Source organism: Peptoniphilus harei, from assembly GCF_900454685.1.
Classification (GTDB): Bacteria; Bacillota; Clostridia; order Tissierellales; family Peptoniphilaceae; genus Peptoniphilus_A; species Peptoniphilus_A harei.
Genome location: NZ_UATM01000032.1, coordinates 380,562 through 407,209, shown reverse-complemented (window position 1 = coordinate 407,209; position 26,648 = coordinate 380,562). Strand labels below are relative to the sequence as shown.

The window sequence follows — 26,648 nt, the reverse complement described above, 5'->3', positions numbered from 1 at the left end:
AAAATATTTATTCATAAGACTTCCTTAAGGGAGTCTTTATTTATGCAACAAAAAAAGTCACTATGCTCAATGCATGTGACTTTTTGCAAATATTAAATTATATGTTTAATCTAAATTAATAGTTACGGTTTTGGATTCTTGATCCCATTCAATATCTTGGTCTATTTTATCTTTAGTATTTCCGTTAGTTAAATTAAATACTTTAGCAACATTTGTTAAACTAACACAAAGTCTGTCATTTTTAATTATTGGTTTAGAGTCCATTTTTACTTTTTCTCCATTTGAAAGAACTATTTCATCCCCGTCAATTTGAATTGAAGCGGTAACTCCATCTTTAGTGAAGGAAGCTGTTCTAGTTTTATTATCCCACTTAACATCACATGATAGAGCTTCGGCAACATATCTCAATGGCATCATAGTCCTGTCGTTCTCAATAAAAGGAGCTACATCCATTTCAAAAAGCTCATCTTTTCCATCAATATTTTTGTAGTATAAATTCATACCGATTAAGAATTTAAAATACTTACTAGTATTATTATTTTTTTGAACTTTAGAATCCTTAACGTCATTTTGTTTTTCGTCGGATTTTGTAAAATCGTTAGAAATATATTTAGGTACATATGAAGCTATATGAGATTTTGTATTCCTATCAATGTATCTTGTCTCATTATTATAAATGTAAACAGGTTTCTCTATATAATGTTTTTCAACAACTGTTTGTGTGTTTTTATTTTGATTGTATTTATCTTTTAAATACAGGTTGTTAAGATAAATCAGCTCATCAACAGTTTGTGCCTTATCAATTTGATTAGACTTAGATGGAGTTAATATTCCTTCATTTCTTAAAAGTCTCTTAATATAGTCTTTAGTATTATTTAAATTAACATCTTGGATATTTGGTCTATTGTTATCAGGTCTTCTTGGAGGATTAGTGTCTTTATTAATGTCTTCCCACTGAGCAATAAATTTAATGCTTTTCATATATCTTAAATCTCCATTAATTGCGTTAGCAGCTCGTGAACCTGGTAAGAACAGTCTGTTTCTTTGTATTAATTCATCTTTGTTTGCATGATAATCGCTATGATATTCAACGACAGGTTTCCAACCAATGAATTTTTTACCTTGAGGAGCAGTAAATTTATTTTCTGGTAATTTTAGATTATAGAAATCATCAATTTTTATAGTTTCGTTATTTATTTTACCTACTCCACCATTAGGATCATAGCTTATATTGAAGTTTATAATATTATTAATTTCAACATCCCAATAAGGTTCAACCTTTAAACGTAATCTCCTATAATTAAATTGAGGATCTTTCTTTAAAGAATAAGTACCATCAGATTTTTTTATAATTGAAGGATCATTAATTTCATAACTTTTTTCAGCGTCTTCCAAACTAAGATTAAAATTACCATTAACAGCTGTTAATACTATTCTTTGGTCTAAGTATCCTTCATATTTGGTAATGTTATTAGAATCTGAAGAAATAAGATTTTTTGGGAAATTTTTAAAACTTGTAAAACTATTTTGATCAAAAGCAGATTCTCCGATTTTAATTATTGACTCTGGAAAATCCACTTCTTCTAAAAGATTATTCCTGAATGCATCTCTCCCAATTTCTTTTAAATTATCAGACAATTTTATTTTAGAAATTTTATTAAAAGAAAAAGCATTGGCACCTATAAGATTTACAGAGTTGGGTATATTAACATTTTCTAATTTATTGTAATAAAAAGAATGAGCTTCTATAGTTTTTAAAGAGCTAGAAAGCACTAAATCAGAAATATTATTGATAGAAAAAGAATTTGGACCTATTTCTTTAACAGAATTAGGAATATTTAATTTTTTAATATTATTACTAGAAAAAGCCCTTTCACCAATTATTTCAAGAGTATCAGGAAGTTTGATATTAGTTAAATTATTGTTTGAGAACCCACTCAAGTATTTTATTGATTTAGGAATTGTAAGATTCTCAATTCGATTATGAGAAAAAGCATCTTCTTCGATTTTAATAACAGACTCTGGTAAAATGATATCTTTTATCCTATTATGGCTAAATGCACCATAACTTATTTTTTGGATATTTTTAGGAAGTTTAACCGAATTTATAATATTTCCTGAAAACGCCCCTATTCCAATCTCATTTACAGAATCGGGTAACTCTATTTCTCTAAGTGCATTCTGAGAAAAAGAATTTTTACCAATTTTTTCTAGATTATTTGGTAATTCGATAGAAGAAATGCCATTACCAAAGAAAGAATATTCTTCTATTATTTTTAAATTCTTTGGCAATTTAATACTTTCTATTTTTATTTTATTAGGTGAATTGGAAAAAGCTCCATCGCAGATTATTTCAATAGAATCAGGTAAATTCAGATTAACTATATTTGTATTTGAAAATGCATTTTCACCTATACCAGTTATTAGATCACCTGAAGCAGAATACTTCGGAATAGTAAGGCTTGTAGTGTTTTCTAATTTTTTAAGACCTTTCTCAGAGAAACCCTTGACTAAAACTATATTTTTACCTAATTCATCAATAAAGATTGTGTCATACACAAAGTCATCTGCTTCCCATTGATTTTCATCTTTATCGACAGTAGAAGTAGATTCCACATTATTTGTAACATATGTATCTGCAGCTACCACACTATTAGGCAATGAAGTCGTTAATACAGAAAAAAGAGTAGCTCCTAACAATACTTTTCGGACTGTTGAGTTTTTATAATTCATTTAAACCTCCTATAATTAATTTTTTAAATAAATATTTGCTAATGTTTTCATTTAGTCTAATTATAGTAAAAATCAAAAGTAAAGTAAAATTTATTTAGAATGTTTTAATTATTTAAAAGACTTTATGGTAAGGCCGTAGGAGGTGTAGGATTGGTGCCTATAGACTCCTTGCAAAAATTGACGACGACAAGTTAATAATCTTCGCCATTGATGTAGGCCATAGAAAAAGTATTTATTCATAAGACTTCCTTAGGGGAGTCTTTATTTTTTTGCCTTTTATTTATATAATTGATTTAACATTTTACAAAAGTAAACCAAGAAGGAGGATATTTATGTCTAAGCTTAGGGATGGAATTTATGGACTTGCCATAGCCGATGCTCTTGGTGTTCCTTTTGAGTTTAAGAAAAGGGGGACTTTCACTTGCACAGGCATGGTGGGTTTTGGAACTTGGAACCAAGTTGCTGGAACTTGGTCTGACGATACTAGCATGACCCTTGCCACTTGCAAGTCCATAAAGGATAAAAACAAAGTTGATGTCGAGGATATTAGAAAAAATTTTGAGGCCTGGCTATTTGAAGGAAGGTTTGCTTGTCATGGAGAGACATTTGATGTTGGTATGACGACAAGAGAAGCCTTGGCAGAAGGTCATGGGATTGATGATTTTTATGCCAATGGCAACGGGTCTCTTATGAGGATTTTGCCCCTTGCCTTTACCGATGCCAGTGATGAGGAAATTGAAAGTGTATCAAGTATAACTCACGCTCACGAGATTTCTAAAAAGGCTTGCCTAGATTATGTCCATCTTGCAAGAAAGTTAATTGCTGGAGAAAAACTTGAAGACCTTGGCCTTGACCATATAAAAAACAAATCTGAAGATGAGATCCAGTCAACAGGTTTTGTCCTTCACACTCTCGAAGCCTCTCTTTGGTGTCTTTTAAATACAAATTCTTATAAGGAAGCTGTCCTCAAGGCAATAAATCTTGGCGATGACACAGACACCACTGGAGCAGTGACTGGAGGACTGGCAGGAATTATCTATGGCTTTGATGAATTTCCAAAAGAGTGGGTGGATGAATTGAAGAACAAAGAAATGATTGAGGAGTGTTTATTTTAGAAAATTTAAAAATTGAAACAATAAAGAAAAACTCCCTGGAAAAATCCAAGGAGTTTTATTTTACATAAGAGTCAAAGCGTATTTGACTCCAATCCCAATCACTGCCCCTAGTCCTATTAGCTTAAAGAGGTCCACCTTCTTCATGTAGAGGACGAAGCCTAGGACGAAGGAGATAAGTGCTGCCAGGCTCATGCCTTCAAGCTTAAGTCCTTCAGGGAATACTGATGATTGGAAGAGTTTTAAGGTTGTTATAAAGATGAGAGACACAACTCCTGCTTTGATACCAAGGAGGGAGTAGTCCATGATTTTAAATTTTTTGCCCTTGCTAAAGAGGAAGTATCCCAAGATCATCATTAGGATGAACTGAGGAAGGACAAGTCCTGCTGTTGCAAGAATTGAGCCAAGGATTCCGTGGACGTTTTGTCCAACAAAGGTTGCCGAGTTAATGGCAATTGGTCCTGGAGTCATTTGTGAAATGGAAATCAAATCTATAAATTCTCTTGTAGAGATCCAGGCGTGTTCTTCAACAACATACTTTGATATCAAGGGTATTACTGCGTAACCGCCACCAAAGGCGAAGCATCCGATTTTAAAGAAAATTAAGAATAAATCAAGCATTTTTGTACCTCTCCATAACACTAAAATAAGAAATTCCTGCGATAGCACAGAATAAAATTATTAGTCCTGTGTTGATACTTGTGAAAAAGGCAACCAAGAAGACTAGGATAATCATGGCTGCACTAAAACGTGGATTGTTCTTGTAAGAAGAAATCCCCATGCGGGCCACTGTTATAAATAAGACTGCAGAGATCACTCCACTGATGCCTTCTAGGGCTGCGTTTATAAAAAAGTTTGACTTAAATTCTTGGTAGAAATTTGAAATCACTGACAAAATTATAAGGCAGGGAAGAGCCGATGCAACAAGACAAGTTATTGCTCCAAGAGGCCCTCTCAAGTAGTAACCTGTAAGGACTGAGCAAGAGATTGCCATGGCCCCAGGTCCACCTTGGGAAATGGCAACTATATCCATCATCTGGTCTTCCTCAATGAGTTCTAGGTCTGATACAAAAATGTCCTTTATAACAGGGACAATTGTATAGCCTCCTCCAAAGGTTATGGCATTTATTTTAAAAAAAGTTAAAAATAACTTTGAGATAGAAATTTTTTTCATTAAATCACCTCATCAAATTATAGCACAAAAATGAATTTTTAAGTAATTTCGTGTATAATCTACTTAAGGAGTGATGTGATGAAGATGGGAATTATAGGCCTTGGCAACATGGGTGCTGCCATGGCACACGGTCTTTTAGATAATAATATAGAAACTTTTCTTTACGACAGGAGCGAAGAAAAGAGAGATGCCTTTAAGGGCAATGAAGTAGCAAGAGTAGTTGATTCAGAAGTAGACGTAGTGAAGGGTGCAGATGCAATTATCCTTGCAGTTAAACCCTATGTTTATGAAGCTGTAATCGAGGCAATAAAAGATGAAGTAAAAGATCAAATCATTATTTCTATTACTTCAGCTTTTGACATTGAGAAACTTGAAAAGAGCCTTCCAAATAAAAAGCTTATGATGGCTCTTCCAAATACACCGGCAAAAATTTTGAATTCCATGACAGGGATTTGCCCTGGCAAAAATATTTCAGAAGAAGAGGTTAAAGAGATAAGAAAGATCTTGTCCAACTTTGGAGAAACTGAAATCGTAGAAGAAAAGAACATAAAAATTTATGAGGCAGTTTCAGGTTGCATGCCTGCCTATGTCTACATGTACATTGAAGCAGCAGCAGACGCAGCAGTTTCTTATGGAATGCAAAGGGATATGGCTTACAGGGTTATATCTCAAGCAGTAGCTGGATCAGCAAAAATGGTGAGGGAGTCTGGAATTCATCCAGGTGAATTAAAGGACCAAGTTACAACACCGGCTGGAACAACTATTAAGGGAGTAAAATCTTTAGAAAAGGATGGTTTTAGGTCTGCAATTATAAATGCAGTTGATTCTATTATGAATAAATAGGAGGTCATTATGAAAGATTTATTGGTATTTTTGGCAGAAGGTTTTGAAGAAATTGAAGCTTTAACAATTGTTGATGTCCTTAGAAGGGCCGACCTAAAGGTGGACACAGTTTCAATTAAGGACAGACTTGAGGTAAAGGGAGCTCACGGTGTGACAGTTCTTGCTGACAAGACTTTTGATGAAATTAACATCGAAGACTACAAGGCAATGTACATTCCAGGAGGTCAACCTGGTGCTACAAATCTCATGAATGACAAAAAAGTTCTTGAGTTTGCCAATGTCTTTAATGATGAAGAGAGAAAAGTAATAGCAATTTGTGCAGGACCACAAGTTCTTGATGCAGCAGGTCTTTTAAAAGACGGAAAGTTCACTTGCTATCCAGGAGTTGAAAATAGATTAAAGGTTAAGGACCCACAAGACTCACCAGTAGTTGTTGAAGACAACATAATAACTGCTATGGGGCCAGCCCTTGCAATCCTACTTGGGGTTAAGCTAGTTGAAATTTTAGTTTCAAAGGAAAAGGCAGAAGAAGTTGCAGAAGGCTTACTACTTCCACAACTTAAAAAATTTATTTAAGATAAGATTAGAAAATGTGCCAGGTAAAGCTGGTGCATTTTTTATTTTTAAAATTATTAACTTACTTCCCAGAATATAGGAAAGTTCTTTTCCTTTTATTACTAATATACTAGTGTTATAATTATTTTAACTTAAGAAATCTAAGTAAGTGGGCTTTTAGCCTATTTTTATTATTATAAATTTTGGAGGATAAATGTTCGCAAAACTTATTTTGAAGAGGGGAGAATCTGCCTATGGATATGACAGGGCAAAAATTTCAAAAGAGACTTCTCTTCTTGGCCTTATATCAAATATACTTGCAGCTGCATTAAAGGTGATTCTATATATCTTTACTGGCTCAATTTCAATTTTATCTGACGCAGTAAACAACATCACAGACTGTGTCAGCTCTATTATTTCTATTTTGGGCATAAGACTTGCTGCAAAACCAAGAGACAAAGACCACCCTTATGGACATGGCAGGCTTGAATATTTGATTTCTCTTGTAGTTTCTGGTATTGTACTTTCCGTTGGTTTTCAATTTTTGAAAACTTCTGTGGGAAAGATCCTTCACCCAGTCGCCATTTCTTATCCAAAATCCACTCTTGTGATTTTGATTGTAACTGTGGCAATAAAATTTTGGCAGGCCTCTCTTTATTCAAAGGTTGCAAGGGCAATTGACTCTGTAACTTTGAAGGCCCAAGAGAAGGATTCACTTAGCGACACACTTATAACTTCTGTTGTAATTATTTCTATATTAATAGAAAAGTTCACAGGAAAAATATTAGATGGCTATGTTGGTTTAATAGTTGCTTTATTTATTTTATACACAGCTATTTCACTAATATACGAGACTATTTCAATTATACTTGGACGTGGTCTTAGTGACGAAACTAAACACGAGATAAAGTCCAAGGTTTCAAACTATGAGGGCATATCCAATGTTCACAACATGATGGTGACAGACTTTGGTCCAGACAATATGATTGTGATAATTGATGCAGCCCTAGATTATAATTTGACCCTTGAAGAGGCCCACAATATTGTGGACAAGGTTGAGAGGGAAATCTCTGATTTACTTGGGATAAAATTAATCATTCACGCAGACCCAAAAGGCAGTAGCAATGAGATAATCAACTCTGTCTCCAAGGACCTTAAAAAAATTGTGAGGGAGTCCCTAAACATTTACTCCTTCCACGACATTGTCCTTGAAGGCAAGAAAATTTATATAGACATTGATTATAATGCCGATTCTGTAAAAACGAGAGAAGAAAAGGATGCTCTGAAAAAAGAGATAAGAGATAAGTTAAAATCCATCTATCCAGATTACGAATTTGATGTAACTCTTGATGCGATTTTTTAGGAGGAATATATGAAGGCTTTAGTTGTAGGTGCCGGAAAACTAGGATACAGACTTGCAGCGTCATTACTAGATGAAGACTGCGAGGTGACTGTAGTTGACAACAATGAAGATGTAATCGAAAACATATCCAATTCGTTAGATGTTTTTAGTATTTGTGCAAATGCTTTGGATTTTGGCGTCTTGGAAGAACTTGATATTTCTCTCTTTGACTATGTAGTTGCTACCACAACTAATGACGAGGCCAATGTAATTCTTTGCACAATCTCCAAAAAACTTGGAGCAAAGTATGCCATTGCAAGGGTAAGGGACCCTGAATACAGGAAGCACCTTGATTTCATATCAGAGGAACTTGAAATAGATAAGATCATAAACCCAGACAATGCAACTGCAAGATCAATTTTTAAATACCTAATGAAGAGATACCAACTTTACTCTGATGAGGTTGCTGGTGGAAGAGTTTCCCTTGTTGAATTTAATATAGGAAATGACACAAGCTTTATTAACAAAAAAATCATGGACATTGATAACATTAAAGACCTTCTTATTGCAGCTATATCGAGAAATGGTGATGCAATTATCCCAAATGGTCGTACTGTTTTAGAAGAAAATGATGTTATAATCCTTGCAGGCAAGTCTGAAAATATTGAGGCCTTTGACAAGGACCACACAGGAGTAAATAGGACAAGGTCTCTTAGGAGTACAATGATCCTTGGTGGAGGAAAGACTGGACTTTATCTAGCCATGCTCCTCTTAAAAGAAAATGTGGATGTCACTATTGTTGAGATAAATAAGGAAAGATGTCTTGAACTAAAAGAAATGGTTCCAGGAGCCAACATTATAAATGGAGACGGGACAGACATAGCAATCCTTAAAGAAGAAATGGTCCACACTTATGATTCCTTTGTAGCAGCAACAGGTATTGATGAGGCCAACCTCCTCATGAGTCTTGTGGCAAAGCAAAGTGGAATCTTTAAATCTGTTGCCAAAATTTCTAGGACAAACTATGACAAGGTCCTAGACAAACTTGACATAGATGCAGTCTTTAACACTTCTTATATAACAGCTGCAGAAATGCTAAAGGAAATCAGGGGAAAAAGCTCCCTTGCCCTACATTTGCTTTTAAACGGTCAAGTTGAGTGCGTCGAATTAATTATAAGGACAAGCCATTTAGTTTGTGGCAACACCCTAGAAGACTTGAGTCTACCTGATGGAACTCTTATTGTTTCCATAATTAGGGGCCAAAGCATGATAGTCCCTAATGGTAAGACAGTCCTTGAATCTGGCGACAGGATAATATTATTCTCCATGCACGAAGTTGCTCCAAGGGTTCAAAAGATTTTCTCTTCTGAAGGGAAACTAAAGGACGCAATTAAGTCAATTAAGAAGAGAGGAAAGAAAGATGAACTATAAGCTTATTTCAAAATTATTAGGCTATATTTTATTAATAGAAACTGCCTTTATGGCTCCATCTCTCATCCTGAGTTTAGTTGAAAGAGATGGGTCATCTTATGGCTTCTTAATCCCAATGGCTATAGCAGTCTTTTTGGGATTAATTTTAATTAATTTAAAAATAAAAAAGAACTCCATGTCACCAAGAGACGGAATCTTAACAGTTACTGCATCCTGGGTTTTGGTCTCCATTGTCGGGGCACTTCCCCTTTGGATCTCCGCAGGTATGACTTATGTTGACTCCTTCTTTGAAATTGTATCTGGTTTTACAACAACTGGAGCTTCAGTTATATCAGGCATAGAGTCTTTCCCAAGGTCAGTTGTCCTCTGGAGGTCTATCACTCACTGGATAGGTGGTATGGGAATTTTGGTCTTTACTGTGGGACTTCTTCCCAAGCTTGGAGTTGGGGCCTTCCAAATTTTTAAGGCAGAGTCACCAGGACCAGTTGCCGGAAAAATAGAGTCAAGGATTTCCCAATCATCTAAGAGGCTCTACATAATTTATCTTATTTTGACACTAATACTATTTATTTGCTTAAAGATTGCTGGCATGCCAATTTTTGATTCCCTAGTTCACACTTTCGGTGTCCTAGGTACTGGTGGATTCTCTTCCTACAACGACTCACTTATGTCCTATGAAGGGAACTCAGTTCACTTTATCCTGGCAATTTTTATGTTTTTGAGTTCCACAAACTTTGTAATTTATGCCCTTCTTTCTAAAAAGAAGTTTAAGGAAGTTCTACAAAATGATGAATTAAAACTTTGGATTTGTATAATCATAGGAGCCATTGCCCTAATAACCCTAGACCTATATTCCAAGGGTTATCCATCACTTTTCATGGCCTTTAGGGACTCAGCCTTCCAAGTAACATCAATATCGTCTACATCTGGTTTTGCCAATGCAGATTATGAACTTTGGCCAAGTTTTTCAAAATTCATCTTGTTAATCCTGATGCTCTTTGGTGGTTGTGCAGGTTCCACTGGTGGCGGGATGAAAATAGTGAGGATTTCAATTTTATTAAAATTAATAAAAAGGGAAATGAAGAAGGCCACTCACCCTAAGGCAGTTCTTCCTGTGATGTCAGATGGCAAGTCTTTGTCAGACGAAGTTGTCCTAGGTATTAACGCCTATCTAGGAACTTATTTTGTAATAGCAGTCCTATCTACAGCTTTAGTTACGCTTTCTGGAGTAGATGTTATAACAGGATTTTCTTCAGTTGCTACAACTTTATCAAATGTTGGTCCAGGCTTTGGAGATATTGGTCCTACGAAAAACTTTTATTTTTATAGCGACTTTTTCAAACTCTACTTCAGTGTCCTAATGCTTTTGGGTAGACTTGAATTCTTTACAATAATGGCACTTTTTACAAGAGGAAGACATAGAAAGGAAATTATTAAGTTATAATGAAGATTTTAATTATAGGTTCTGGAAAGGTTGGTTCAACTATTGCCAAGGCCTTGAGTCTTGAAAAATATGAAGTTGACCTAGTGGATAGGGACGAAAAAAATTTTGAAGAGATAACAGATAGCGTAAATAAAATAAGGGCCGACGTCTTGGAAGAGGAATTTGTCATTAACCACGACCTTAACAAGTACGACTACGCCATTATAGCTACAGATAGCGACAAGACTAACCTAATAATGGCCTCAATCTTTAAGGGACTAGATGTAAAAATAATTCTCCGTCTCGATGAAATGGAAAATATTTCTGAAATAGGAATTATAAAAAATTCTCTTCCAAATGTTGTAAATGTATTTAACCTAAGCCTTGAAACTGCAAAACTTGTGACCAAGTTAATTGGGTCTACAGAATATTATGAGGCAGACTATTTTGGCAAGGGCAAGATAGAAGTCACAGGCCACTATATTGACATGGATGAGGAATTTGAAAATCAAAAGATAAAGGACATTGGGTCTCTTTCTACAATCCTTGTTGTTGGAATCCTAAGAGAAGGGGACTTAATTGTACCCGACGGAGAAACTGTCCTAAAGTCTGGTGACTATATCTACCTTATGGGCCTTTCCTTTGACATAAGAAACTTTAAGCACGCCCACTTTGAAATCAAGGAAAAGGAAGAGGAGAGAGAGGTTGTAATTGCATCGGGAGACTACAACTTCAACAAACTTATCTCAAACCTTGAAAATATAAATTTAAAAATTCTTGAACCAGACAGAGAAAAATTTGAAAAATACAGGAGAAATATAAACAGGGCCTTTGTAGTTAATAAAAAACTTAGAAACGACAAAATTTTTAAGGAAGAAGCCATTTCTAAGGATGGGGTCTTCATATCCATGACAGACTCTGATGAACTAAATATTGTCCTTGGACTACTAGCAAGAAGTCATGGGATTGCAAAAAATATTATCATTCAAAAGGATAATAACTACGACACAATCTTGGAGAGCCTTGGAATTTATAGGGTCATTGATCCAAAGGTCATTGTTGCCAACGAAATCATCAAGGCAATAAATACTGACATGAAGGTTTCGATCAACTATATGTTTGGCGGGAAGGCTCAAGTTTATGAAATAAAAATTCCAGACGACTTTGTCTACATTGGCAAGAAGCTTTCTGAAATCAATCTCCACAAAGAAATTATTATTGGTGGGATAATTAGGTACGACAACTCTGCCGTTATCCCAAGGGGAAATACGAAAATTGAAAAGGGCGACAGGCTTGTCATCTTCTCTACTAATGAAAGTAGAAAGGAACTTGAAGAGTTAATCGACCCAAGTCTAAAGAAGAGTATCTTTGACTTCTTCAGGAGGTAATTTTGTGAAGGAAATTTTAAAAAATGATTGGCAAGACATTTTGGAAGAAGAGTTTGAAAAGGACTACTACAAGGACCTTAGAAAACTTTTAATTGAAGAATATAAAAATTATGAAATATTTCCAAAGGCTCAAGATATTTTTAATGCCTTTCACTACACTTCTTACAAGGACCTAAAGGTTTTAATCTTGGGACAGGACCCCTACCACAATGTGGGCCAGGCTCATGGACTTGCCTTTTCTGTCAAGGAAGGTGTGGCAATTCCACCCTCACTTAGAAATATTTACAAGGAACTAAATTCTGATTTGGGAATAGAAATTCCACGAACAGGTTACTTAAAATCATGGGCAGACCAGGGGATAATGCTTCTTAACACCACCCTAACAGTTAGGGCCCACCAACCCATGAGCCACTCAAAGATTGGATGGGAGATATTCACCAATGCAGTCATAGAAAAAATTAGCGAAAAAGAAGACCCAGTAGTTTTTATACTATGGGGCAACCATGCCAAGGCGCGCAAGAAGTTTATAAAATCAGGCAACCACCTCATCATTGAAGGAGTTCATCCATCTCCACTTTCAGCATCGAGGGGATTTTTTGGATCAAGGCCCTTCTCAAGAGCCAATGAATTTTTAAAAGAAAATGGAGTGACACCTCCAACTTGGGAAATTAAATAATAAAGATTTAAGCAGGGAAACTATTCCTTGCTTTTTTATTGACCAAATTTTTTGAATTCTTATAAAAAAATTGACTTTGTAATAAAATATAAGATTATAAAAATTTATGAAGTTATAAGAAATTTCGAGATCATAAAAAACTGTGAAGTCACAAATATTTCTCAGGTCTTAATAAAATAAGAAGTCTTAAAAAAATATAAAGCTATAAAAAACTTCTAGGTCATAATAAAATGAGAAGTCACAAAAAGTTAAGAGTTTGCAAGGGTTTATCAATTCACAAAATTTATAAATTAAAAAATACAGAAACAATAAATACTAAAAATAAAAGAAAGTAAGCCTTGCTAAAATCTTTTTCTTTTCTTTGCTATAATGTAGGAGAGGTGAATTATGGAGTATTTAAAAACAAGCTATTCAGATATAAAGGAAGTTATGATAGGTAAAGTCCCTGCAGTGATAATTGAGCCAAAAGAAGAGACTAATAAGACCTTAGTTTTTTATCACGGCTGGGGATCAGACAATGAAAGTCAAATCTTTAGGGGAAATATTTTTGCAGCCTATGGCTACAGGGTTATCCTCCCAGAAGCCAGATATCATGGTGAGAGGAATGTGGAAAAGATTGACCACGAAGACAAGGCTGTTGAAGGAAAATATATTTTAAAGGTAATTATGCACAACATCGAGGAAGCTCCTTCTATCTTTAAGTATATTGAAAAAAATTATCCAGGAAATGAAATCGCAGTGGGAGGTCACTCCATGGGTGCCATTACTGCTGGAGGCCTTTATGCCTTTAAGAAGGACCTCAAGATGGCCTTTGTCTTTAACGGAATAAATAATTGGGAAGAACTTGTCCGTGGTGTAAATGAACTTAAAAATAAGGACAATATTGACGAGAGAGAATTTAGGATTAACGAATTTTTCCTAGACATGAACCCAATGGATAGTCCAGAGGCTTTTAAGGATAGGCCTATTGTTCTTTTTAACGGAAGAAACGACGATATAATCGACCCAGCTGGTCAGGAGTCCTTTGCCAAGGAAGTTGAAAAAGTTTACGAAGACAAAAAACTCTTGGGCTTTAAACTTTTTGACATGACCTACCACCAAATAACAACTCAAATGCTGGAAGAAGCAATTAAATTTTCAAAGGAAGTTGGCAAATTTTAATGAAAACTGAAAAATATTTAGTTAAAGAAAAGAAAAAGCTAAACTTATATGAGGTTCCAACTTCATACAATGGAAAACTTGAAAAAGATGAAGTAAAAGATACATTGATACCTGCAAATATTATAAAGATGCGTGAGTATCAAGAAAAACTTTATGCTGAAAACAATCAATCGCTTTTAATTGTTCTTCAAGCTATGGATGCTGCTGGCAAGGATTCCCTAATAAAAAATATAATGACTGGAATAAATCCACAGGGTACAAAAGTTGTTTCTTTTAAAAAGCCAAGTGAAAATGAGTTGGATCATGATTATCTTTGGAGGGTGGCAAAAGATCTGCCTCCTCGTGGAGAGATTGGGATATTTAACAGAAGTCATTATGAAGATGTTCTTGTATCAAGAGTTCACAAATTAGTCCTAGATTAACCCTTCCCAAAAAACTTAGTCACTAAGGATATATGGGAAAAAAGATTTGAAGAAATAAATAATTTTGAAGAGTATCTTTCAAATAATGGAATAAAAATTGTAAAATTTTTCCTCCATGTTTCTAAAGAGGAGCAAAAAGAAAGACTTATGGAGAGAATTGAAAGACCAGAAAAAAATTGGAAATTTGCATCCTCAGACATAACAGAGAGAAAGTATTTTGATGATTATATGAAGGCCTATGAAGATATGCTAATTAACACTTCTACAAAAGCTGCTCCTTGGTACATTGTGCCAGCAGACAGGAAGTGGTTCTCAAGATATCTTGTCTCAGAAGTTATCTTAGAAAAGTTAAAAGAAATGGATCCAAAGTACCCTGAACTTTCAAAAGAAGAATTAGAAAGTTTGGACAAGTGGAAAAAAATCTTGGAAGAAAATTAAAAAATAATTAAAAGTTTTTTTCTTGGGAAATTTTATAAAAGACCATCAAAGTGTGATAAAGACTTCGTTTTACGGAGTCTTTTTTTGTATAGTTTTCACAAGTATTGTACTTAAGTATAGATTTACAAGGAAAAAGGATTGTGTTATACTGTCGATAATTTATTCAAAAAAGGGAGGAATAATTATGAAAGATCAATGGCAGTTTGCCAACAGTCCACTTATGTATATGGTTTGTTCTGTTGGTATCATCTTAGTTCTTTTCCAAGGGACTTATCTTTTGAGAAGGGCCCTAAAGGCTACGAAGGAAATGAACATGGATAAGAAGAAAATCAAAAAGGGAATAGTGACAGCGGCGGTTTCATCTATTGGACCTGCACTTGGTATTTGTGGATCCATACTTGCACTTATTGTTACTCTTGGTGCACCAGTCACAGCTCTTAGGATGTCAGTAATTGGTGGAACAAATTACGAAACCATGGCTGCAAACTTTGGTGCCAAGGCAATGGGTTCAGAACTTGCTACAACAATGGACCCAACAGTTTATGCCAATGCTCTTTGGACACCTGCTCTTGGTGTAATGGGTTGGTTAATCTTTATGATAGTTTTTGGCCACAAGATGGAATCTGTAAACCACATCCTTACTGGTGGTAGGAAGGCACTTCTTCCTGCAGTTTCTGTGGGAGCTATGCTTGGAGCCTTTGCATATTTTTGTGTAGACAACCTATCAAAGGTAAACACAAATCCAAAGGTTACTTTTGCAACTGTATTTGGCTTCATAATTATGTTTATCTGCCAAAAGTTGGGCAAGAAGTACGCTTGGTTAAAAGACTGGGGACTTACTTTTGCAATGTTTATTGGTGCAATTGCATCTCAATTAATATTTTAAGGAGGAAAAAATGACAGCTTACGAAAAATTTTCTCAATCAATTCACAAGTTTGGAAGACTTACAATGGCTCTTGGCATGATTGCTGTACTTCTTCCACCAATGCTTATGACTTTTTATTATGGATATAATCCAGGTCTAGCAGCCATAATAGCAGGTGCAATTTCACAAATGTCTGTATCAGGAGCCTTTTACTTTTCAGAACCAATTGCCAACTATCCAATCATTGGGGCAGCAGGTTTATACATGTCAACCCTATCAGGAAACAGTGTCAATTTAAAAATTCCTGCGGCAGTATCAGCAATTTCTGGTTCAGGCTACAAGCAAGGTACAGATGAAGGTTCAATGATGGGAACAATAGGCATTGCAGTTTCAATTTATGTTGCAACATTTTTTGTAATTATATCAACAATTTTTGCTCAAACTGTAATTGTCAACTTGCCAGACCATGTCAAAGAAGTTTTAACTCTTATAATTCCAGCACTTTATGGAGGAATCTTTGCACAATTTTCTGTCAAATCTTTTAAGACAGGAGTTTTTGCCTTAGTTGTTGCCTTTGTTATGTCAAAGATTGTTGCTCTAATACCTTTTAATGCAACTTTTTTAATAACTCTTGTTACAGTTTTCTCATCAATTTACTTTGCAAAAACACAACTGGAAACTATCAATAAGAACTCATAGGAGGAAATATGAAGGACTTTGAAAGAGAAAAACTTTTAGAAATTTTTGAAGACTTACTTTTGATCCACTCTCCTTCTTATGGAGAAGAGAAAGTGGCAGAATATATAATAAATTTTGTAGAAGAACTTGGTGGAGAGGTCTATCTCGACCAGTCACAAGATAAATATGGGGGAAAGGCTCCTACAATTTTTGCAAAGTTTAAAGGTCAGGGAGAAGGAGTAACTTTTTCGGCCCACATGGACGTCATTGAACCCAACAAGGATTTAAAAATTATAAAAGAAGATGAAGTTTGGAAGACTGATGGCAATACAACTCTTGGTGGCGACGACAAGGGTGGTCTTGCAGCAATCCTATATTCAATCTACTATCTTGTGACAAAGAACCACAAGCACAGAGATATTTATGCAATCTTCACACCAGGAGAAGAAGTGGGAATGCTTGGTGCTAGAAATATAAATTGGGAAGAAGTCTATAAGAACATGGACCCTGCCAAAAATATGATTGTAGTTGATAATGCAGGATCTTGCGACAAGGTGGCCTACAAGGCTCCTACATCTTATTCTTATAGTTTTAAGATAAAAGGCAAGTCTGCCCATGCAGGCATTGAGCCAGAGAAGGGAATATCAGCGATTATGCTTGCAGCCAAAGCTATTTCTAAGTTTAAGAATCTAAGGATTGATGAATTCACAACAGCAAATGTATCTAAGATAAATTCTGATTTTCCAAAAAACGTCGTTCCAGATTATCTTGAATTCTCTGGAGAGATTAGGGGTCACGACAAGGACCATGTCTTAGAAATTCTTGATGAATATCAAAAGATTGTAGGGGACTTAACAGAAGATTTTGACTTTGAAAAAACTTTGGACTATCCAGCTCTTGCTCCAAGTGATATGGAATTTGCAAAAAAAGTTATAAAATCTTACAAGAATGTAGGGGTAGATGCAAAAGAAGTAATAATTGGTGGTGGATCCGATGCCAACTTCTTCGCTGAAGAGGGCTTCAACTCTCTTATAGTTGGAGTTGGAATGGAAAAGGTCCACACAAAGGAAGAGTATATAGTTTTAGAAGATCTAGAAAATACCACAAGAGCTCTTATAGATTATCTGAAGCTTGATTAAGAAAAAATAAATATGAGAAAGAGGTCATGAGTTTTATATAAAAGAAGGCTCATGACTTTTTTATTTGAGATTTAAAAAAATATTATAACTGTGGATAAATAAAAAGAAATTATAGAAAAAATCTCCTAGTTATTTATAAAATAGTGGTTATGAATCTACAAATGTAGATAAAAAAAGAAAATTGTGGATAAAAATTTAAAATTTATAAAAATTAAACAAAAAAAGAAGGCCTAAGCCTTCTTTAATATTATTATTATTCAACAGGTTCGAAGTCTGATTTTTCTGCTCCACAAAGAGGGCAAACCCAATCTTCAGGTAGATCAGCAAATGCAGTACCAGCCTTAACGCCGTTATCTTCGTCGCCTACTTCAGGATCATAGATGTATCCACAAAGTGTACATTCATATTTTTTCATTTTTATCTTCCTCCTATTAAAATTTATGCTTTTTTCCAAGCTTAAATACATTATAACAAATTGCTAAATATAATACAGTAAAATTTTAAAATTAAATACCTTCATAGTTTTTGGAGTTTAAATGAGAGAAGTAATGGGTAATTTTCTAATAGATGGAGTGAGAATTATGGATACTTTATATAGATTTAATGGTTCTGTATATAGCGATTTATCTCTAATAAAGGGTTTTTTGGATTCAGCCATGAGAGATTTAAATCCTTATATTGCCGACCAAGAGAAATTATTTGATATAAAAGTTATTTTAAATGAGCTTGTAATAAATGGAGCAATCCATGGTAACCAAGAAGACCTTAGAAAGAAGGTCTATTTGAACTTGCTTATAAAAGATGATTTTTTAAAAATTATTGTTTCAGATGAGGGTAGGGGCGTTGACCACGACACTTCCTCCTATAATTGTGGAGAAAAAAAGTGCAATGGCAGGGGTCTAGTTATTGTTGAGGCCTTAACTGACCAGCTAATCCTAAATCATAACGAGGTCATCGCAATTAAAAATCTTTGATACTTTATTAATTGATAAATTATATATATGGAAATTTTATGTAATTTATTAATTTATAAATAATAGAATAATTTTTATAGAGAAACCTCTAGGGGTTTCTTTTTTCTTGCAAGAAAAAATGGCTGCCCTGTGACAGCCATTAGTTTATTTTATTAAAGAGCCTTTAAAACTTTTACAAGATGGTCATAAACTCTCTTAGTTGAAGAAATTGAAAGAGTTTCCTTTTGTGTGTGTGCTCCTACAGTGTCTGGTCCAATGGAGATAATATCTAAGTCTTTATTTTTCTTGTAGAAGACACCACATTCAAGTCCACCATGTGTGAACTCTTCTTCCATTTCTTTTCCTGTAATCTCTTTGTAGATTTTCTTTACAATTTCTCTAAAGTCAGATTCTTTTCTGTATTCCCATTCTGGATAAGGGTTGATAAATTCTGCTTGGCAGTCATATTTTTCAACTATATCCAAGTAAATTTTGCCAAATTCTTCTGAAAGTGAAGAAGATGCAAATCTTAGTGAAACAAAAACTTCAATTGCGTCATCAACTTTTTTTGCAATAGCAAGGTTTGATGATGATTCAAGAACTTTTTTCTCTTCATTTAAGAAAGTGTGTGGTCCAGTTGGGAGTTCTAATAAATAGTTTGCAAGTTTTTTAGTGTCATCACCAGTTAAAACTTTTCCATCGTGAGAAATTTCCTTACATTCTATTACAAGTTCTCCTGCCACATCCTTGAATTTATCTTTTACAAAGGCTATTGCTTCTTCAAGAGCTTTTTCATCTGCCACAAGAGAAAGCTTGCCCTCTCTTGGGATGGCATTTTGTTTTGTGCCGCAGTTGATGTCAATTAATTTTGCACCATCAAGCTTGTTGATGATCTCAGCCATCACCTTGATCATGTTGCCCCTGTTATTGGCAATTTCCATACCAGAGTGGCCACCTAGGAAGCCGTGAAGGTGAAGGTCAAAGGCCTTGCCAGAATAATCTTCTTCTTTAAAGACAAATTTTGATTTAAGAAGTTTTCCACCTGCAGATGAAACTGTTAGGACACCTTCTTCTTCAGAGTCGATGTTTATAAGGTACTTGCCATCAAGATGCTTTGCATCAAGGTCCTTGGCACCGTGCATGTCAGTTTCTTCTGATACAGTTACGATTATCTTTAGGGGACCGTGTTCTTCCTCTGCAAGAGCCATTGCCATGGCAACACCAATTCCATTGTCTGCTCCAAGAGTTGTGTCATTGGCGTGAAGAGAATCTCCATCAACAATAAGTTCAATTGGATCAGTTTCAAAATTGTGGTCAGAGTCCTTGCCCTTTTCACAAACCATGTCCATGTGACCTTGTAGAATAACCTTAGGCTTGTCTTCCATGCCACTTGTTGCAGGCACTTCCATAATAATATTTAGGCTGTCATCTTGAACAACTTCGTAGCCCTTTTCTTCTCCAAACTTCTTTAAAAAGTCAGAAACTCCCTTTTCATTACCAGATTCCCTTGGAATTTGTGATAGTTTTTCAAAATAATCAAAAACTTTTTTTGGTTCTAAATTCATCTTAACCTCACTTTATAATAACCTTGTGGTAAACTTTCTTACCCTTCCTAATAATAATTTCTCCATCCTTGAAGCTGTCTTTTGTGATTTCAAGTTTAGGGTCATTTATTTTTTCATCGTCAATGCTAACTCCACCTTGTTGGATTAGTCTCCTACCTTCAGAGTTTGTCTTAATAAGTCCAAGCTCAGTCATAAGGTTTAAGATTCCCACAGGTTCGTCAAACTTATTAGCTTCAAATTCAGTTGAAGGTATGTCTTCTGATGCCTTGTCGCCACCAAATAGGGAGTGAGAAGCATCAAGAGCAGACTTAGCAGCTTCTTCGCCGTGAATGTCTTTTACAACTTCAAAGGCAAGAACTTCTTTAGCCTTGTTTATTTCTGCCCCTTCTAATTTTTCGTATTCAGCAATCTTATCAAGTGGAAGCATAGTGAGAAGCTTCATGAACTTAATAACATCTCTGTCGTCACAGTTTCTTAGGTATTGGAACATTTCATAAGGTGTAGTCTTTTCTGGGTCAAGCCAAATTGCTCCTGCCATAGTCTTACCCATCTTGATTCCTGCTGCAGTAGTAAGAAGCTTAAATGTCATGGCATAAACCTTGTCGCCTTCAAGTTTTCTTACAAGTTCATAACCACCAAGTATGTTGGACCATTGGTCAGATCCACCAACTTCTAGCTTACAGCCATACTTCCTGTAGAGGTATAGGTAGTCGTAGGATTGCATAAGCATGTAAGAAAATTCGAAGAAAGTAAGTCCTTCTTCCATCCTGTTCTTGTAGCAATCAAATTGTAGCATCCTGTTAACAGAGAAGTGGATACCAATTTCTCTAACAAATTCTAGGAAGTTTAACTTAGTTAACCAGTCGACGTTGTTTTCAATGTAGCCCTTGCCGTCAGAAAAATCTAAGAAGCTAGAAATTTGTTCCTTAAATCTTCTTGCGTTGTAGTCAATAGTTTCCCTGTCCATAAGTGATCTCATGTCAGACTTGCCTGATGGGTCGCCAATAGTTGTAGTTCCGCCACCAAGTAGGGCTATAGGCACGTGGCCAGCATTTTGCATGTGTTGCATAACCCTAATTTGGATAAAGTGACCAAGAGTTAGGGAGTCAGCAGTTGCATCAAAGCCAACGTAAAAAGGAACTGATTCTTCGCCAAGCATTTCCCTTAGCTCGTCTTCATAAGTGCATTGGTCTAAGTAACCTCTCTCGCTTAAAATATCGTATACATTTTCCATAAATTCCTCCAAAAAAATAAAAAGGGCCCCGTGAACGAAAGGACGCATTCGTGGTACCACCTTTCTTCGCCGAGGCCTCAAAAATTAATAGACTCCAATATTGTAATTCAGCTTTCGCTTACTGTATATCTTCAACGTCTTATATTCATACTATTTATGATATAATAATCGAAAATAAAATAAATGTCAATGGTGATAAAATGCTTGGTATAGATATAGTAGAAATTTCTAGGATAAAAAAACTAATGGAGGAAAAGGAAAATTTTCTTCCAAAATTTTATAATGAAGATGAGATAGAAAGAATAAAAAAGAGAAAAGACCCCTACGAAAGAGCCAGTGGAATCTTTGCTGCCAAAGAAGCTGTGGCTAAGGCTCTTGGGACAGGTCTTGGAAGAATTTCTTTCAAAGATATAAAAATAAAATATAATGGAGATGCCCCTTATGCAGAAGTCTTTGATATGAAATTTGATTTATCTATCAGTCATGAAAGAGATTATGCAGTGGCTGTTGCAAAAATCAGGGGAGATAATTTTATGGGAAAAAATCATGAAGAAGAAATAATTTTAGATGAAGAAATGAAATCCCTTTGGAAGGACAGGGACGACTTTGGCCACAAGGGAGACTTTGGGAAAATTGGAATCCTTGGTGGGTCCATGGGGATGACGGGATCATCTTACCTATCATCAAATGCTGCCTTAAAAGCTGGTGCAGGTCTAGTTTATAATATTGTCCCAAGAGAAATCTTTGACATAATGTCCATAAAATTTGTAGAGCCAATAGCAAAGAACTTTGATGATTTAGATGAAATGGAAAAATTTATTGAAGGTCTAGATGTCCTTGCCATGGGACCTGGCATGGGACTTGGAACTTACGGACAAGAAGTCTTTAAGAGAACAATAAAAATAGAAAAAAACCTTTTAATAGATGCCGACGGCTTAAATATCCTGTCAAAAAACTTATATTCATTAGGAAAAAGACAAGATTTCACAACAATCCTAACGCCCCATGAGGGAGAATTTGCAAGACTAACTGACTTATCTATAGAAGAAATTAAAAATAATAGAAAAGAAGTTGCAGAAAAATTTGCAAAAAAATATAAGGTCATCTTAGTTCTAAAGGGTCACGAAACAATCGTCACAGATGGAGAGAGAACTTACACCAATAGGACTGGCAACTCTGGCATGGCAAGTGGAGGATCAGGTGACGTCTTGACGGGGATAATCTCTGCCATGATGAAAAATTATGACCTATTTGATGCGGCAAGGCTTGGAGTTTATATTCACGGACTCTCAGGTGACATCTTTGCAAGAAAAAATTCAAAGACCAGCCTAAGGGCAAGAGACCTAATAGAAGGCCTTGACCAAGTTTTTAAACTTTTTGAAGAAAACTAAATTTGTTTTTTTTGATTTTTTTGAGTTATAATGAATTTAAAGCAATGTTATCCGAAGCTTAATTAGATGTTTACATGTAAATATTAAAAGAGCCGAAATTGATTTATTAAAAAAGTGAAGGTAGATGAAGAAATTTTATGAAATCATATCCATTTAAAGTCCATGCCTTTTGGCAGATCCTAAACCTTTTTGTTCTAATAACTATGTCCGAGTCTGTAAAAAATAATAGAAGCCCAATAATTGTAGCCTTGCCTGCCTTGTTGGCTCTTGTCTTAAATTTGATTTGGATAAAAAAAGAAAGGGACAATTGGAGCAAGGGATACAAAATAGCCATGGGTATTTATGTAGTAGTTTTAATTTTATTTACAATTTTCATGGTTAAAATGTCAATGTAAAGAAGTAGCCTTAACTTTTCTCAGACAATTTTTAAAGGAGTTATTATGTTTAAAAATAGAAAAATACTTTTTATAATTTTATTTGCTCTAGATATATTTTATACATATCTCGCAATCACAGGAGTGGCAGAATTTTTTCACAGGTTTAGAGGGCCAATCTATGTACAAGTTCTTTGGTTTGTAGTAGTTTTTGCACCGGCAATTGTTCACTACCTACCAGGAGGAACAAAATATAATTTAAAGGAAACAAAGAAATATACCATTCCTTTATTAGTTATGATTGCAATAAATTTTGTAATGCCAATGTACTTGTAATGATTTTTTAAAATAATTGCCATCTAAATGAAAATAAAAAGGAGAATTGTGATAGAATGATATAAAGGTTGCTCATAGATCAATCTTTTAATTCTCTCTTGCCTTAAAAGGTGAAAATTATGATGATAAAAAGAGGGGACATATTCTATGCCGACCTGTCGCCAGTTATTGGATCAGAACAGGGAGGAGTAAGGCCCGTAGTTGTTGTTCAAAATGACATTGGAAACAAATATTCGCCTACAATAATAATAGCTGCAATTACATCTCAACTTAACAAGGCGAAGTTACCAACCCACGTTAATGTGAAAGCTAAAGATGTTCCACTGCCCAAGAATTCTGTAATTCTTCTAGAGCAATTGAGGACGATAGATAAAAAAAGGTTGAGAGAGAAAATCGGTAGATTCGACAAGGATGTCATAGGAGAGATTGATGCAGCAATAAAAGTTAGCTTGGCGATAAAATAATTGGGCAACATACATATTGACTATCTCGTAAGAGGTAGTCTTTTTTTGTTTAAAAATTTTAAATAGTTTCTTATAATACTTGCAAAAATTTAAACTTTAAAAATCATTAACAATAGAAATGCTCTCGCCTATGTGATAAACTTATTACCGGAGAGATTTATGGAAAAAGTAAAAATTTTTGGAGTTGAAATTTTTAACATTGATAATTCTGAGTGTGAGAATATTTTAAGGGACTTCTTAAAGAGAGATTCTCTTAAAAAGATTTACACTCCAAATACTGAAATCGTAATGGCAGCTAAGAGAGATGAAGATCTAAAGAATCTTGTCAACTCAGGAGATTTAATTCTTGCTGACGGGATTGGTCTTATCCATGCATCAAAACTTAGGAATAAGCCTTTAAAAGAAAGGGTCACAGGTTTTGATACCTCTATTAAGCTACTTGAGCTTGCTGATGAGATGGGTCTCAACTTATATTTTTTAGGTGGCAAGGAAGGTGTTGCAAGGGATGCAGCAGAAGCTGTCAATGAAAAATATAAAAACTTAAATGTTGCAGGATTTCACAATGGCTATTTCAATTCCAAGCTAGACGGTGAGAAGTCTAGTGTAGAAGAAAAAATAATAGAAGAAATAAATTCCAAGGACATTGACATTGTCTTTGTTGGCTTTGGTTTTCCTCGTCAAGAAAAGTGGATTGACGCTTGGAAGGATGAAATAAAGGCCAAGGTTATAATTGGAAATGGTGGAGTCCTAGATATCTTATCTGGCAGGGCAAACAGGGCCCCAGATATTTTTATCAAGCTTGGTCTTGAGTGGCTCTATAGGCTTATAAAAAACCCATCTAGGATTAAGAGGCAAATTGATTTGCCAAAGTTTTTGTTGGCGGTAATGAGAGATAAAAATTCAGTTGAGTGAGGAGAGGAATTTTGAATATCGAAAATAAAGCAGTTAATACTTTGAGAATGCTGTCTGTTGATCAAATTGAAAATGCAAATTCAGGTCACCCAGGCCTACCCCTTGGTGCTGCACCAATGGCCTATGCTCTTTTTAAGAATCATCTCGTGAGAGATTCTAAGGATTTAGATTGGAAAAATAGGGATAGGTTTGTCCTTTCTGCAGGACATGGATCTGCACTTTTATATTCACTTTTTTACTTATTTGACTACGGTATAAGTCTTGATGACTTAAAAAACTTTAGGCAACTTGATTCTAGAACACCAGGTCACCCAGAGTACGGTCACACTAGGGGTGTTGAAGCAACTACTGGACCTCTTGGCCAAGGGATTGCCATGGCAGTTGGTATGGCAATTGCAGAAGAAAAACTTGCTGCCCTCTATAACAAGGCAGACCTAAAACTTGTTGATCACTATACTTATGCCCTAGTTGGAGATGGATGTCTGATGGAAGGAATTTCTAACGAAGCATCTTCGCTAGCTGGCACACTAAAACTCGATAAACTAATCGTCCTTTACGATTCAAATAAAATTTCCATTGAGGGATCAACTGATCTTGCCTTCTCAGAAAATGTTTGTGACAGGTACAAGGCTCTTGGCTGGGACACTTTTGTAGTAGAAGATGGAAATGACTTAGATGAAATAAATGCAAAAATCGAAGAAGCAAAAAAATCTGACAAGCCTGCTCTTATTGAAGTTAAGACAAAAATTGGCTACGGCTCACCGAGAGAAGACTCTGCAAAGGCTCACGGTGAACCCCTAGGCAAGGAAGATAGAAAGTCAACTCGTGAATTCTTTGGACTTCCTGATGAAGATTTTCATGTTGATGAAGATGTGAAGGCTCACTTCCAAAAAATCGTTGAAGAAAATACTGCAAAGGTAAATGAAAAGAAAAAAATTGAAGAAGAATATGCAGCGAAATATCCTAAAGAATATGAAGACTATCTTGCTGCCTTTAAATTAGAAAAGAAGGAATTATTAGAAGATTCCTACTACGATTCCTTTGATAAAGACATGGCAACTCGTGCGATCTCTGGCGAAGTTTTAAATAAGATTGCCAAGGACAACATCCACATCTTTGGTGGATCAGCTGACCTTGGACCATCAAATAAGACTATGTTAAAGGGAGAAGAATATTTCTCAGCTGACAATAGACTTGGAAGAAATATAACTTTTGGTGTTCGTGAAAATGCCATGGGTGCAATCACAAATGGAATCCTTCTTCATGGAGGCCTAAGGACTTATGCGTCAACTTTCTTGGTTTTCAGTGACTACCTAAAGCCAACAATTAGACTTGCAGCCCTTATGAATATTCCAAATGTCTACATCTTCACTCACGACTCCATTGGAGTTGGAGAAGACGGACCAACTCACGAACCAATTGAACATCTTGCAATGTTGAGGTCCATCCCAGGAATTGTTGTATTAAGACCTGCTGACGGACGTGAAACTGCAGCTTCACTTAATCTTGCCTTCAATTCAAAGAACACGCCTTTTGTCCTTGCCCTATCAAGACAAGGTCTTCCACAACTTGAAAATTCTTCAAAAGACATTTACAGGGGTGCTTATATAATTAAGAAGGAAGAAGGAGAACTTGAAAAAATTGTAATAGCTACAGGTTCAGAAGTTTCTCTTGCCCTTGAAGCAGCAGACGGATTAAAAGGAGTTCGTGTGGTTTCAATGCCTTCTATGGAACTTTTTGATGCCCAATCCTCTGACTACAAGGAAGAAATTCTTCCATCAAATATCACTAAGAGGATTTCACTTGAAGCCTTATCATCCTTTGGCTGGCACAAGTACATTGGCATGAAGGGAATGGCAATTTCCATTGATACCTTTGGTGCAAGTGGAAAGGGCTCTGAAGTATTTGAAAGATTTGGATTCACAAAAGAAAACATCAGAAGAAAAATTCAAGAATTTTAATAGAATATATAAGAGGAGGGCGACCTCCTTTTTTAATTTAAATTTTTATTTGCGTTTTTGATTTATTTTTTATAGTT

At 35.2% G+C, this 26,648-nt stretch carries 25 protein-coding genes and 2 pseudogenes; 21 read left to right on the top strand and 6 right to left on the bottom strand.

Features of this window, described 5'->3' with window-relative positions; genetic code table 11:
* Positions 1–105: 105 nt before the first annotated feature.
* Positions 106–2,733 (bottom strand): leucine-rich repeat protein, encoded by a 2,628-nt coding sequence (locus tag DRZ96_RS03345; protein WP_112889577.1) that lies wholly within the window; start codon positions 2,731–2,733, stop codon positions 106–108.
* A 146-nt stretch (positions 2,734–2,879) separates the two neighbouring features.
* Between DRZ96_RS03345 and DRZ96_RS03340 the strand changes: the two are divergent.
* Positions 2,880–2,975 (top strand): annotated as a pseudogene (locus DRZ96_RS03340) (type II toxin-antitoxin system RelE family toxin); the annotation flags it as partial.
* Between the two features lie 90 nt (positions 2,976–3,065).
* A complete protein-coding gene (locus DRZ96_RS03335) occupies positions 3,066–3,848 on the top strand; it encodes an ADP-ribosylglycohydrolase family protein (protein WP_112889576.1) in 783 nt (260 codons plus the stop codon).
* Positions 3,849–3,908: 60 nt separating this feature from the next.
* Here the strand turns inward: DRZ96_RS03335 and DRZ96_RS03330 are convergent, their stop codons facing one another.
* Both DRZ96_RS03330 and DRZ96_RS03325 read right to left on the bottom strand, forming a co-directional pair.
* Complete coding sequence (locus tag DRZ96_RS03330) at positions 3,909–4,466, bottom strand: chromate transporter (protein WP_070699998.1); 558 nt, start codon at positions 4,464–4,466, stop codon at positions 3,909–3,911.
* Complete coding sequence (locus DRZ96_RS03325; RefSeq protein WP_112889575.1) at positions 4,459–5,019, bottom strand: chromate transporter; 561 nt, start codon at positions 5,017–5,019, stop codon at positions 4,459–4,461. Before DRZ96_RS03325 ends, DRZ96_RS03330 begins: the two co-directional genes overlap by 8 nt.
* 78 nt (positions 5,020–5,097) lie before the next feature.
* Between DRZ96_RS03325 and proC the strand changes: the two genes are divergently transcribed.
* The 12 genes and pseudogenes from proC to DRZ96_RS03265 all read left to right on the top strand — a co-directional run bounded on the left by proC (position 5,098) and on the right by DRZ96_RS03265 (position 17,381).
* A complete protein-coding gene (proC, locus tag DRZ96_RS03320; protein WP_112889574.1) occupies positions 5,098–5,862 on the top strand; it encodes a pyrroline-5-carboxylate reductase in 765 nt (254 codons plus the stop codon).
* A 9-nt stretch (positions 5,863–5,871) separates the two neighbouring features.
* Positions 5,872–6,438, top strand: a complete 567-nt coding sequence (locus tag DRZ96_RS03315; RefSeq protein ID WP_070699995.1) for a DJ-1 family glyoxalase III — start codon at positions 5,872–5,874, stop codon at positions 6,436–6,438.
* A gap of 193 nt (positions 6,439–6,631) precedes the next feature.
* A complete protein-coding gene (locus tag DRZ96_RS03310; RefSeq protein WP_112889573.1) occupies positions 6,632–7,780 on the top strand; it encodes a cation diffusion facilitator family transporter in 1,149 nt (382 codons plus the stop codon).
* Between the two features lie 9 nt (positions 7,781–7,789).
* Positions 7,790–9,190 (top strand): Trk system potassium transporter TrkA, encoded by a 1,401-nt coding sequence (gene trkA / locus DRZ96_RS03305; protein WP_070699993.1) that lies wholly within the window; start codon positions 7,790–7,792, stop codon positions 9,188–9,190.
* Positions 9,180–10,634, top strand: coding sequence for a TrkH family potassium uptake protein (locus DRZ96_RS03300; RefSeq protein WP_112889572.1), 1,455 nt, complete (start codon positions 9,180–9,182; stop codon positions 10,632–10,634). Before trkA ends, DRZ96_RS03300 begins: the two co-directional genes overlap by 11 nt.
* Positions 10,634–12,001 (top strand): TrkA C-terminal domain-containing protein, encoded by a 1,368-nt coding sequence (locus tag DRZ96_RS03295; RefSeq protein WP_112889571.1) that lies wholly within the window; start codon positions 10,634–10,636, stop codon positions 11,999–12,001. The genes DRZ96_RS03300 and DRZ96_RS03295 overlap by 1 nt, the downstream gene beginning before the upstream one ends.
* 4 nt (positions 12,002–12,005) lie before the next feature.
* Entirely contained in the window at positions 12,006–12,677 is a 672-nt protein-coding gene (locus tag DRZ96_RS03290) for a uracil-DNA glycosylase (protein ID WP_112889570.1), read from the top strand.
* A 387-nt stretch (positions 12,678–13,064) separates the two neighbouring features.
* Positions 13,065–13,838 (top strand): alpha/beta hydrolase family protein, encoded by a 774-nt coding sequence (locus DRZ96_RS03285; RefSeq protein WP_112889569.1) that lies wholly within the window; start codon positions 13,065–13,067, stop codon positions 13,836–13,838.
* A pseudogene (locus DRZ96_RS12305) lies at positions 13,838–14,698 on the top strand (polyphosphate kinase 2 family protein). Before DRZ96_RS03285 ends, DRZ96_RS12305 begins: the two are co-directional and overlap by 1 nt.
* 184 nt (positions 14,699–14,882) lie before the next feature.
* Positions 14,883–15,584: a DUF5058 family protein gene (locus tag DRZ96_RS03275; protein WP_070699988.1), complete on the top strand. Its 702-nt coding sequence runs from the start codon at positions 14,883–14,885 to the stop codon at positions 15,582–15,584.
* Between the two features lie 10 nt (positions 15,585–15,594).
* The gene (locus DRZ96_RS03270; RefSeq protein ID WP_070699987.1) at positions 15,595–16,263 is read left to right on the top strand and encodes a hypothetical protein; all 669 of its coding nucleotides are present in this window, start codon (positions 15,595–15,597) and stop codon (positions 16,261–16,263) included.
* Positions 16,264–16,271: 8 nt separating this feature from the next.
* Positions 16,272–17,381: a M20/M25/M40 family metallo-hydrolase gene (locus DRZ96_RS03265; RefSeq protein ID WP_112889568.1), complete on the top strand. Its 1,110-nt coding sequence runs from the start codon at positions 16,272–16,274 to the stop codon at positions 17,379–17,381.
* 253 nt (positions 17,382–17,634) lie between these two features.
* Here DRZ96_RS03265 and rd read toward each other — a convergent pair whose 3' ends face one another.
* Positions 17,635–17,796, bottom strand: coding sequence for a rubredoxin (gene rd / locus DRZ96_RS03260; RefSeq protein WP_070699985.1), 162 nt, complete (start codon positions 17,794–17,796; stop codon positions 17,635–17,637).
* Between the two features lie 121 nt (positions 17,797–17,917).
* Between rd and DRZ96_RS03255 the strand changes: the two genes are divergently transcribed.
* Positions 17,918–18,355 carry an ATP-binding protein gene (locus DRZ96_RS03255; protein ID WP_236587223.1) on the top strand — a complete coding sequence of 146 codons (438 nt, stop codon included), beginning with the start codon at positions 17,918–17,920 and terminating at the stop codon, positions 18,353–18,355.
* Between the two features lie 152 nt (positions 18,356–18,507).
* Here the strand turns inward: DRZ96_RS03255 and pepD are convergent, their stop codons facing one another.
* Positions 18,508–19,899 (bottom strand): beta-Ala-His dipeptidase, encoded by a 1,392-nt coding sequence (gene pepD, locus DRZ96_RS03250; protein WP_112889567.1) that lies wholly within the window; start codon positions 19,897–19,899, stop codon positions 18,508–18,510.
* 7 nt (positions 19,900–19,906) lie between these two features.
* The gene (tyrS, locus tag DRZ96_RS03245; RefSeq protein WP_112889566.1) at positions 19,907–21,133 is read right to left on the bottom strand and encodes a tyrosine--tRNA ligase; all 1,227 of its coding nucleotides are present in this window, start codon (positions 21,131–21,133) and stop codon (positions 19,907–19,909) included.
* 200 nt (positions 21,134–21,333) lie between these two features.
* Here tyrS and DRZ96_RS03240 point away from each other — a divergent pair, with 200 nt between their 5' ends.
* The 6 genes from DRZ96_RS03240 to tkt all read left to right on the top strand — a co-directional run bounded on the left by DRZ96_RS03240 (position 21,334) and on the right by tkt (position 26,571).
* Entirely contained in the window at positions 21,334–22,524 is a 1,191-nt protein-coding gene (locus DRZ96_RS03240) for an NAD(P)H-hydrate dehydratase (protein ID WP_112889565.1), read from the top strand.
* A 137-nt stretch (positions 22,525–22,661) separates the two neighbouring features.
* On the top strand, positions 22,662–22,919 hold the full coding sequence (locus DRZ96_RS03235) for a hypothetical protein (protein ID WP_112889564.1): 258 nt from the start codon (positions 22,662–22,664) through the stop codon (positions 22,917–22,919).
* Between the two features lie 45 nt (positions 22,920–22,964).
* Positions 22,965–23,234, top strand: a complete 270-nt coding sequence (locus DRZ96_RS03230) for a hypothetical protein (RefSeq protein WP_112889563.1) — start codon at positions 22,965–22,967, stop codon at positions 23,232–23,234.
* A 119-nt stretch (positions 23,235–23,353) separates the two neighbouring features.
* On the top strand, positions 23,354–23,698 hold the full coding sequence (locus DRZ96_RS03225; RefSeq protein WP_112889562.1) for a type II toxin-antitoxin system PemK/MazF family toxin: 345 nt from the start codon (positions 23,354–23,356) through the stop codon (positions 23,696–23,698).
* A gap of 159 nt (positions 23,699–23,857) precedes the next feature.
* A complete protein-coding gene (locus DRZ96_RS03220) occupies positions 23,858–24,610 on the top strand; it encodes a WecB/TagA/CpsF family glycosyltransferase (protein WP_112889561.1) in 753 nt (250 codons plus the stop codon).
* An 11-nt stretch (positions 24,611–24,621) separates the two neighbouring features.
* Positions 24,622–26,571: a transketolase gene (gene tkt, locus DRZ96_RS03215; protein WP_112889560.1), complete on the top strand. Its 1,950-nt coding sequence runs from the start codon at positions 24,622–24,624 to the stop codon at positions 26,569–26,571.
* Positions 26,572–26,648: the final 77 nt, after the last annotated feature.